This window comes from Cupriavidus sp. CuC1 (assembly GCF_044627735.1).
GTDB classification, from domain to species: domain Bacteria; phylum Pseudomonadota; class Gammaproteobacteria; order Burkholderiales; family Burkholderiaceae; genus Cupriavidus; species Cupriavidus ulmosensis.
Map to the genome: position 1 here is coordinate 1 of NZ_JBIUHC010000249.1, position 9687 is coordinate 9687.

Below are 9687 nucleotides of genomic sequence, written 5' to 3' on the forward strand. Positions count from 1 at the left end.
ATGTCAAGCATTTTTCGATTTCTTGAATCCGTTTCCAACCCGCTCGTTGAGCGGGCCTGAATGTCTAAAGTTGAGTATCATTGGATAGAAATAAAGAATTTCACTTATCAATCGCCGCTGCTTACGATTCGCCCCAACGTCGGCGGTGTTGCCGCCCGAGGCGCCGTACAAGGAGATAAGTGGAATGTTGAAACTGACCAACAAGGTTGCCCTGATCATGGGGTGTGGCTCCGTGGCACAAGGCTGGGGCAATGGCAGGACCATGGCGGTTCTCATGGCCCGCCAGGGTGCCGCGATCTTTGGCACCGACCTGAACCTGGAGAACGCGGAAGACACGCGCAAGCGCATCGAGGAAGAAGGAAACCAGGCGACGGTGGTGCGGTGCGATTCCACCAAGGCCGAAGACGTGGAGCGCGCGGTGAACGCCTGCCTCGAGCTGCACGGGCGCATCGACATCCTGGTCAACAACGTTGGCTTGTCGCAGCCTGGCGGGCCGGTAGACATGACCGAAGCCGTCTGGGATGCGCAGATCGAGGTGAACCTGAAAGGCGCGTTCCTCGCATGCAAGCATGTGCTGCCCGTCATGCGCAAGCAGGGCGCCGGCTCCGTCATCAACGTGTCTTCAGTTGCCGGCCTGCGCTACGTGGGCAAGCCCCAGGTCGCCTACGCCGCGGCCAAGGCTGCGCTGATCCAGTTCACGAAGACGACCGCCGTGATTCACGCTGCGGAGGGTATCCGCTTAAATTGCGTGGTGCCCGGGCTGATGCACACGCCGCTGCTTGAAAACCTCGTCCAGAAGTACGCACAGGGCGATCCGGATGGTTTCCTCGCGCGCCGAAACAACCAGATTCCGATGAAGCATATGGGCGATGCCTGGGACACGGCCCATGCCGCCCTGTTCCTGGCGGCCGATGAGAGCCGCTACGTAACAGGCACCGAGATCGTAATCGACGGTGGCTTGATCGCCAGCACGCCCTGATCCAGGTATCGACGTCCGGCCGGGCAGGGGTGCTCGCGGACGCGGAGCAGACCAGACTAAAAAGACAGGAGACAAGGATGGCATCCCTCTATCGGCGGCTGTTCAATGCCGCGGCATTCGCTGTATGCGCCGGCGCCAGCGCATTGGCTTCGGCGCAGGCGTACCCGCACCAGCCGATTCGACTGATCGTACCGTTCGCGGCCGGTGGCGCTGTCGACCAAACGGCGCGCATCATCAGTGTGGCACTCGGCGAGAAGCTCGGGCAACCCATCGTGATCGAGAACAAGCCGGGCGCCGGTGGATCTATCGGCGCGGCGGAGACCGCCCGCGCCAAGCCCGATGGCTATACGCTGATGCTGGCGCTCGATACGCAGGCGGCCAACTACCAGATCATGAAAGGCCTGCGGTACGACACCTTCAAGTCGTTTGACTACCTGAACCTGCTGGTGACCACGCCGCAGATCCTGGTCACCCGGGGCGATCTCCCTGTGAAGAACCTGGAAGAGCTGATCGTGTACCTGAAAGCCCATCCGGGCACGACCTACGGCACCTCGGGGCTGGCATCCGCTGGGCACGTCAACAGCGCGCAGATGGCCTTGGCGCGCCAGCTCAAGACGACTCACGTTCCCTACAAGGGTGCCGCTCCGATGATCACGGACCTGCTGGGAGGACATATCGATTTCGCCTTCGCCGGCGTATCGGTGCTGCTCCCCCATATTCAGTCAGGCAAGGTCCGGGCCATCGCCGTGGGCTCGTCAAAGCGGTCTGCCCTGCTGCCGGGTGTCCCCACGATGAGCGAGTCCATCCCGGGGCTGGAGTATCCCACCTGGGTCGGTCTGGTCGCGCCAAGTGGCCTGCCGACGGATACGCGGAACAAGATCGTGGCGGCCACCTCGGAAGTGATGCGCAACCCGGAGCTCGCCAAGCGTTTCGCCCAGAACGGATTCGACATCGTGAACAGCACGCCTGAGGTGTTCAAGGCGAGACTGGAAAAGGACGCCGGCACGCTTGAAGACCTGATCCGGCGCAAGGTGCTGGCCAGCGAACCCATCTGATCCTTGCGCGAACGCAGCCTCGCCTTGGCATGGCTGCGTTCGCCGAACAACCTGCTACCAATATACCAATGATCGTTTCAGTCAATCCCTCCACGGGTGCGGAACTCGGCCGCTACCTTCTCGATCGCCCGGAAGATGTCGAGCGCAAGCTGCAAGGCGCGGCGCAGGCCCAACAGGCGTGGCGCACGCGGTCGGTGCGCGAGCGCTGTACGCTTCTGGCGGAAGTGGCCGCGGTGCTTCGCCGCAATCGGGCGCAGTATGCGGCCATGATCACCGCCGAGATGGGCAAGCCGCTCGCGGAAGCCGAGGCTGAAATCGACAAGTCGGCGATGACTTGCGACTTCTATGCCGAATCCGCAGCAGGCTTCCTGGCCGATGTCCAGATTCCCAGCAATGCGGCGGACAGCCGCGTGGTGTTCGACCCGCTGGGCGTGGTCCTGGCGGTGATGCCCTGGAACTACCCGTTCTGGCAGTTCATTCGCTTTGCCGCCCCCGCACTCGCCGCGGGAAACGCGGCCTTGCTCAAGCATGCCAATAACGTGCCGCAATGCGCGCTCGCGCTGGCGGAGGCCTTTCGGGAGGCGGGCGCGCATGACGGCCTGGTCTCCACCTTGATGATCGAAGCGTCGGAGGTGGCCGGCGTCCTGGCTGACGCACGAGTCGCGGCGGTGACGCTTACCGGCTCGACGGCCGTTGGCAAGCTGGTCGCTGCCCAGGCCGGTAGCCTGATGAAGAAGCAGGTCCTGGAACTCGGCGGTTCCGACCCGTTCATCGTGCTGGCCGACGCGGACGTGGACGCTGCCGCCAGGATGGCTGTGAAGGCGCGTTTCTCGAACACGGGCCAGAGTTGCATTTCCGCCAAGCGCTTCATCGTGGAAGACGCCGTCGCGGACCGCTTCGTTGCCGCCTTCTGCGTCGGCACGCGCTTGCTGGCGGTCGGCGACCCGATGGACCGCGGCACAACCGTGGGCCCCCTGGCCAGATCCAATCTGCGCAGCGATCTGCATTCACAGGTGGAGCGCAGTGTCAGCGCGGGCGCGGTGGTCGCGCTGGGCGGACATCCGATCGACGGGCCTGGCTTCTTCTATGCGCCCACCATTCTGGACCGGGTCACACCGGGCATGGCCGCGGCAGTGGAGGAAACGTTCGGGCCTGCCGCGGCCGTCATCCGGGTCGGTAGCGTTGACGAAGCAATTGCGGTGGCGAATGCCACCGAGTTTGGCCTGGGCGCGGCGCTGTGGACCGGCGATCTGGAGCGGGCCCACGCGCTGGCCCGGCGCATCGAGGCGGGCGCGGTATTCGTCAACGGCCTGGTTGCCTCCGATCCGCGATTGCCCTTCGGTGGCGTCAAGCAATCCGGCTACGGCCGCGAGCTCGGTGAGTTCGGCATCCGCGAGTTCACCAACATCAAGACGGTGTGGGTTGGCCCTGCCCACTGAACTTTTTCTTCAATTTCGAGGCTATGCCATGATCAAGACTGAATCCAATGCCGTGCTGCTGCAGTCCGACGCCATCAAGACACATGACCGCGGCGGCGGCGCCCGCACGACACCCCTGGTAGGGAAGGGCGAGGGCGCCACGGCCTTCATCACTGGCTATACCGAGTTCGGCGGAGGCGCCGAGATTCCCTTCCATCATCACAATGCCGAGGAAAGCGTTGTGCTGATCGACGGCGAGGCCATCTTCGACATCGATGGGCAATCGATCCCCGTCAAGAAGGGTGATGCCACCTTCATTCCCCCGAACGTGCCGCATCGCTTCCGCAATGCGTCGGCGACGGCGCCCATGAAGATCCTGTGGATCTATGGCTCGACGGACGCGAGCCGCACCCTTGTGGAGACCGGCGAGACCCGCCCCATCGCCGCGGAGCACAACGGCTAGCGCGATTGCAGTTCCGCACAGGCGCCCTGCGTCCCGGGCGCCTGCCTCCCGGGAAACACGAGCTGGCGTTCGATGGGAGCACACCGCCGGCCTGGACCACGGCGGACGATAAGAACTGGAGACATCGTGAAATCCTCAACCTCTCGAAGCCTGGTGGCGGTGTATCTGCTGCTGTTCACCATGGCCTTGATCAACTACCTGGACCGTGTAGCGCTCTCTGTCGCCGCCAAGCCGATCGCGGCCGAGTTCCAGTTGAGCCCAGTCGAGATGGGCTATCTTTTCTCGTCATTCCTCTGGACCTACCTGCTCTGCCTGATACCGGCCGGCATCCTCGCTGACAAGTATGGGGCGAAAGGAGTCTGCGTGGGGGGCATGGGCGTCTGGTCGATTGCCACGGTGCTCACCGGCCTTGTGGGGAGCTTCCACGCGCTCTTCGCCACGCGTCTGGTCATGGGCGCGGGTGAAGCGACCAGCTATCCATGCGCCAACAAGTTCATCCGCGAACAGGTGCCCACGGAGAACCGGGGCTTCGCCACCACCATCTTCAATAGCGGCGCGTACGCCGGCCCGGCAGTTGGCGCGCTCTTCATCGGCTGGCTGGTATCCGTCGTCAGTTGGCGCGTCGCATTCATGCTGGCTGGCGCCATCGGGCTCGTCTGGCTTGTGCCGTGGATGATCTGGTTCCGCAATTCCGCGCCGCAGGCCACTACTACCGCGTCGGCCCCGGCGATGGCAGCGACGCCAGACCCGGGCGTCGGCCTGAAGGGCCTGCTGAGGTCCACGAGCATGTGGGGCATCGCCGTGACGCAGGGTTGCGCGGTGTACACCCAGTACCTGTTCCTGACGTGGCTTCCGAGCTACTTGCAGGCAACCAAGGGCATGAACATCAAGGACGCCGCCATCTATACCGCATTGCCGTACGCTTGCGCAGTATTGTTTGGCATGCTGCTGGGCCGCATCAGCGATAAGCTCCTCAGGCCTGGAGAGGCTGAGACCGGGAAGCGCAGGCCCATGATCGGCGCCATGTTGCTGTGCTCTTCCGTTATTCTTGCGGCACCGTTCGCGAACAATATCTGGGTCATCGTACTGCTGCTGGCCGTGTCCCTGACCGGCATCGCGACGGCGATCTCGCTGAACATGGCACTTGCCAACGACCTGCTCGACCATGCTGCGGATGCCGGCAAGGCCAACAGCATCGCCATCGCCGGCGGAAACGTGTTCGGTATCCTGGCCCCCATCGTGACCGGCTATCTGGTTGCCGCGACCGATTCGTACAACTATGCCTTCGCCGCGGCCGGGGTGTTGCTGCTGGTCGGGGCGCTGGTATCGCAAGTTGCCACGCGCAGGCGCATCGGTGAGGCGCGGTGCGCGAATGCGCGGGCCGGCCGTGAAGCGGGAGCACGCGTGTTCCATGGATAGCTTGTAGGAGAAACCCGATGTTCTTTGCTCCCCCCCCGATAACCGAGGCTACACTGTTCGCGCGTCTTCCCGATGCAACGTCCAGCCCTGGAATTGCCGCAGCCTGGGAAGGTAGCCAGCCCCACGGCATTCCAACCCGGTCTTTGCTGGAAGGCCCGAGCTTCGACAACGATGGCAACCTGTACTGCGTGGACGCGCCGAATGGGCGTATCGTCCGCTTCTCGCCTTCTGCCGAATGCGAGACCATCGTGCAGTACGACGGCTGGCCCAACGGGCTGAAGCTGGGCCGGGACGGACGTGCCTATATCGCCGACTACAAACACGGCGTCATGGTGCTCGACCTCGAGACGAGGCTCGTGAGCCCACTGCTGGAGCGACACTATGCTGAGCGCTTCAGGGCAGTCAATGACTTGTTCTTCGCGGCCAACGGCGACCTCTATTTCACTGACCAGGGTCTGTCGGGCCATCAAGACCCGAGCGGGCGCTTGTTCCGGTACAGCCGGCAGGAGCGGCTTGAGTGCGTGCTGGAGCGCATCCCCAGCCCGAATGGGCTGGTGATGAACCTGGATGAATCCGTCCTCTTCCTTGCGGTCACGCGTGCGAACGCCGTGTGGAGGGTGCCGTTTATGCGCGATGGCACGGTAAGCAAGGTCGGGACCTTCGTGCAGCTTTCTGGCGGGACGGGACCCGACGGCCTCGCGCTGGACGAGCAGGGCCGTCTGGCCATCGCGCATACCGGCATGGGCTCGGTCTGGGTGGTCGACGCGCGAGGCGAGCCGGTGCACCGCATCACGTCGGCCGTGGGAGACCACACGACCAACGTTGCCTACGGTGGCGAGGGAAACCGCACGCTCTTCATTACGGAATCGAGTTCCGGCACGGTGCTCAAGGCGGAGCTGGACGTGCCCGGGAAGCGGATGTTCTGCCAGTGAGCCGCCGTGGCGGCAAGCAAAGTCAAGTAAGAGGGCCGGAGGCGGCCCAGAGTCGAGAAAAGAACGATGATCGTCGAAGTTGCGGATTTCAAGATAAGACCCGAGGACAAGGAGGCGTTCTGCGAAGCACTGCAGCGTGGCGTGCGCGACGTACTCTCAAAGGCCAGGGGATACCGGCGTCACAGCGTTCTCACTTGCAGGGAAACGGCGGGCCGTGTCCTGCTATTGGTGGATTGGGCGACGGTGGAGGACCACACAGTCGGGTTTCGGGAGTCGCCGGCGTTTGGTAAGTGGCGCGCGATCGTCGGCCCGTTCTTTGTGGATGCCCCGCATGTGGAGCATTTTGACGAGGCTTCGTTGGAAGGCGAAGCCGGGGATGGGGACTGAGAGGTTCCAACGAGCGGGGCTCTGGTGCAACTCGGAGGGGTCAGTGGGTTACGCTCGGGTTTTTGACGGGCGTGAGCCCGCGATGAGTACGCTGAGGGAGATCGACTGGTTGTTCAACGGGCGGCACTCTGACCGCGAAGTCATCGTCCTGTGTGTGCGTTGGTACCTGCGTTACAAGCTCAGCCTTCGAGCCCTCGTTGAAATGATGGCCGAGCGCGCCCTCTCGCTTGCGCACACAACGATCATGCGCTGGGCCCAACGCTTCAGGCCGGAGTTCGTGAAGCGCTGGGATCGGTTTGCCAGATCCGCTGGTCGTTCATGGCGAGTCGACGAGACGCATGTGAAAATCCGTGGCAAATGGGTCTATCTTTACCGTGCAGTTGATCGAGCGGGAAAGACAGTCGACTTCCCGCTCACTATCAAACGCGATGTTGCTGCAGCCAAGGGTTTCTTGGCGAAGGCGATCAAGAGTCAAGGCCTCGCTCCGAAAACCATCACGCTGGACGGCTACGCGGCGTCTCACCGCGCGGTGCGCGAAATGAAGACTGACAAATTTTCTGCCCTAGGAAACGACGTTGCGATCGTCGAAGTACTTGAACAACTGGATCGAGCAGGATCATCGCAACATCAAATCCAGGGTCAATGCGATGCTCGGCTTCAAATGCTTCAGGAATACGGGCGTTACGATTTCCGGCATCGAGCTGATGATGCATCGCATTCGAAGAGGTCAGTTCAACCGCATAAAGCGGTGCCTCAAAGATACCACTGCGCCTGCTGTTTGGAAGGCAGTGCTTTTTCATCAGAGTCACAACGCCTGCTTCTTCCAGAGGATTCGCGCTGCCTTCCCCGGAATTCGGTGATGAGCCTTAAGATTTCCGTCAGTCGGTCGTAAATCGGGGTGATGCCTTGCGTGAACGCACACTGTATCGCCCGCCGTATCGGCTGGCACTGACAGTATTTTGGAGGCGACGCTTACCCTGCCAAGGGGGGCACAGCTCAGGCATCCTCGACTGCAAGAAAAGATAGCCGGTGGAAACCGCGCCCCACCAACTGCAAGGAGACAAAATGATGCAAAAGTTGCGAATCAGTACGAGTCTTTCGGCCGTACTGATCCTTTTCGTCCTGTTGACGGCGGTCAACAATTTCGTTGCGTGGCGCGGTCTGCGAAATACGGCCGAGTCGCTGGGACGCATGAGCGTGGTTACGGCTGAGCTTCAGGCGGTCAACGCTGCCTTTGCTTCTACCCAGCGGGCGCGCGTTTCGCTCGCCGCGGGGCAAAGCGCCACGCGCGTGGGCGACGAGTCTGCAGCTAAGGACCTGTTGAAGACGGTTACCATCCGCCTGGAACAGGGGCAGAAAGAGATCGAAGCGTTTGCAAAGATGCAGCGCTCGAATCCGGAAGAGCAGGAGCTTTCCAAGAAGCTGGTGTCGACTTATCGTTCGCTGAACGACAGCGTCAAATCGGAGCGGCAAGCCGTCGTTTCGGGTGACACGGCGGCCTATGACCGGATCAGCGCGACGCAAAGCATCGCCGCGTCCCGCACCTTCAACGCGGAACTGGAAAAGCTCGTCAAACGCTCTGAAGCCCGTGGCGAAGAGGCGCAAGCCGATGCAGGCCGCACCTTGGCGCGGCTGCAGGCGGTCATCGTGATTGTCGTTGTGCTCACGGTGCTGGTCGCCGCGCTGGTCCGCTGGGCACTGGTCGTTATCGTGCAACGACCTTTGCAAGAGGTTGGAAAGCATCTGGACCACGTGGCGAGCGGGGACTTGACGGCAAGTCTCGAGCAGCAGTCCGATAATGAGATCGGTGTGCTGGTTGCCGCAGCGAGGCGGATGCAGGAAAGCCTGATACAAGTCATCGGGACCGTGCGCGCATCGACCGAATCGGTGAGCACAGCATCACGACAGATTGCGGCCGGCAACGAGGACCTGTCAGCCCGTACTGAGCAGCAAGCCAGCTCGCTGGAGGAAACGGCGGCGTCTATGGAGGAACTAACGTCGACCGTCAAACAGAATGCCGACAATGCCCGCCAGGCCAACCAGTTGGCGGTATCGGCTTCGGAAGTAGCGACCAAGGGTGGTGCAGTCGTGTCCCAAGTGGTCCAGACGATGGGCTCGATCACTGACGCGTCGAAGAAGATCGTCGAAATCATCGGCGTAATCGACAGCATTGCCTTTCAAACCAACATCCTAGCGCTGAACGCGGCCGTGGAAGCCGCTCGTGCCGGCGAGCAGGGGCGGGGCTTTGCGGTGGTGGCTTCCGAAGTACGCAATCTGGCCCTACGCTCCGCCGGTGCCGCGAGGGAGATTAAGGCATTGATTGATAGCTCGGTGGACAAGGTCAGTGTAGGCAGTAAGCTGGTTGGCGAAGCGGGCGCGACGATGGAGGAGATTGTCGCAAGCGTGAAGCGCGTGACCGACATCATGGGCGAGATCACCGCGGCCACGCAGGAACAGAGCTTGGGCATCGAACAGGTCAGTGAGGCCATTGTCCAGATCGACGAAGTCACGCAACAGAATGCGGCGCTAGTGGAGGAAGCCTCCGCGGCGGCGCAGTCCATGCAGGATCAGGCAAGCAATTTGATCCGTGCGGTGAGCGTGTTCAAGGTCGGCGGCATGCAACCTCCTGCATCGATCGCGATCGGGAGGCCGGCAAGCAGCACTGCAAAGGCTCGGGCGCCCGGCTTATCGGCGTTGGCGAAAGCGTCCCCGAAGCGGCTTGCTGTCGCTGGTAAGGGTGTGCAATCCTGGCAAGCCGTCAACGGTGCAGATTCGGCCAATGCGTGAGAGCAATTATAAGAGCCCGTTTGATAATTCAAGGATGGGCGATTCTGCGTAGCAGCCGTCCGGGGCCTGTACGGGATTTTTTGTGCAGGGCATAACATTTCGACAAGGAGCATGTAATGCCACGCAAACCAAAGGCCACACCCAGGGACCTCCCGACCATCCCTAAGGAGCACCCCTTTCAAGGTGATCAAACGACGCGCCCAGCCTTGATGACACGTGCGGTAGAGACATGCCGCCGTGCCACACA

8 protein-coding genes and 1 pseudogene are annotated in these 9687 nt (G+C 62.1%); all 9 read left to right on the plus strand.

What is annotated here, in order from left to right; all coding sequences use genetic code 11:
* The first annotated feature begins 184 nt into the window (after window positions 1–184).
* The 9 genes and pseudogenes from ACGLHR_RS48720 (at window position 185) to ACGLHR_RS48760 (ending at window position 9440) form a co-directional block, all read left to right on the plus strand.
* Entirely contained in the window at window positions 185–979 is a 795-nt protein-coding gene (locus ACGLHR_RS48720) for an SDR family NAD(P)-dependent oxidoreductase (protein WP_400102933.1), read from the plus strand.
* Between the two features lie 77 nt (window positions 980–1056).
* Window positions 1057–2034: a Bug family tripartite tricarboxylate transporter substrate binding protein gene (locus ACGLHR_RS48725; RefSeq protein ID WP_400102935.1), complete on the plus strand. Its 978-nt coding sequence runs from the start codon at window positions 1057–1059 to the stop codon at window positions 2032–2034.
* Between the two features lie 68 nt (window positions 2035–2102).
* On the plus strand, window positions 2103–3473 hold the full coding sequence (locus ACGLHR_RS48730; protein ID WP_400102937.1) for an NAD-dependent succinate-semialdehyde dehydrogenase: 1371 nt from the start codon (window positions 2103–2105) through the stop codon (window positions 3471–3473).
* Between the two features lie 28 nt (window positions 3474–3501).
* Window positions 3502–3915, plus strand: a complete 414-nt coding sequence (locus ACGLHR_RS48735) for a cupin domain-containing protein (protein WP_400102939.1) — start codon at window positions 3502–3504, stop codon at window positions 3913–3915.
* A 126-nt stretch (window positions 3916–4041) separates the two neighbouring features.
* Entirely contained in the window at window positions 4042–5334 is a 1293-nt protein-coding gene (locus ACGLHR_RS48740) for an MFS transporter (protein ID WP_400102941.1), read from the plus strand.
* A gap of 17 nt (window positions 5335–5351) precedes the next feature.
* Window positions 5352–6266 (plus strand): SMP-30/gluconolactonase/LRE family protein, encoded by a 915-nt coding sequence (locus ACGLHR_RS48745; RefSeq protein ID WP_400102943.1) that lies wholly within the window; start codon window positions 5352–5354, stop codon window positions 6264–6266.
* 66 nt (window positions 6267–6332) lie between these two features.
* Entirely contained in the window at window positions 6333–6653 is a 321-nt protein-coding gene (locus tag ACGLHR_RS48750) for an antibiotic biosynthesis monooxygenase family protein (protein WP_400102945.1), read from the plus strand.
* 82 nt (window positions 6654–6735) lie between these two features.
* Window positions 6736–7513 (plus strand): annotated as a pseudogene (locus tag ACGLHR_RS48755) (IS6 family transposase).
* Between the two features lie 205 nt (window positions 7514–7718).
* The gene (locus ACGLHR_RS48760; protein ID WP_400102947.1) at window positions 7719–9440 is read left to right on the plus strand and encodes a methyl-accepting chemotaxis protein; all 1722 of its coding nucleotides are present in this window, start codon (window positions 7719–7721) and stop codon (window positions 9438–9440) included.
* Window positions 9441–9687: the final 247 nt, after the last annotated feature.

Coding starts and splice junctions, on each gene's coding strand:
- ACGLHR_RS48730 (WP_400102937.1), top strand. CDS start 2,103: ATGATCGTTTCAGTCAATCCCTCCACGGGTGCGGAACTCGGCCGCTAC.
- ACGLHR_RS48735 (WP_400102939.1), top strand. CDS start 3,502: ATGATCAAGACTGAATCCAATGCCGTGCTGCTGCAGTCCGACGCCATC.
- ACGLHR_RS48760 (WP_400102947.1), top strand. CDS start 7,719: ATGATGCAAAAGTTGCGAATCAGTACGAGTCTTTCGGCCGTACTGATC.
- ACGLHR_RS48725 (WP_400102935.1), top strand. CDS start 1,057: ATGGCATCCCTCTATCGGCGGCTGTTCAATGCCGCGGCATTCGCTGTA.
- ACGLHR_RS48750 (WP_400102945.1), top strand. CDS start 6,333: ATGATCGTCGAAGTTGCGGATTTCAAGATAAGACCCGAGGACAAGGAG.
- ACGLHR_RS48720 (WP_400102933.1), top strand. CDS start 185: ATGTTGAAACTGACCAACAAGGTTGCCCTGATCATGGGGTGTGGCTCC.
- ACGLHR_RS48745 (WP_400102943.1), top strand. CDS start 5,352: ATGTTCTTTGCTCCCCCCCCGATAACCGAGGCTACACTGTTCGCGCGT.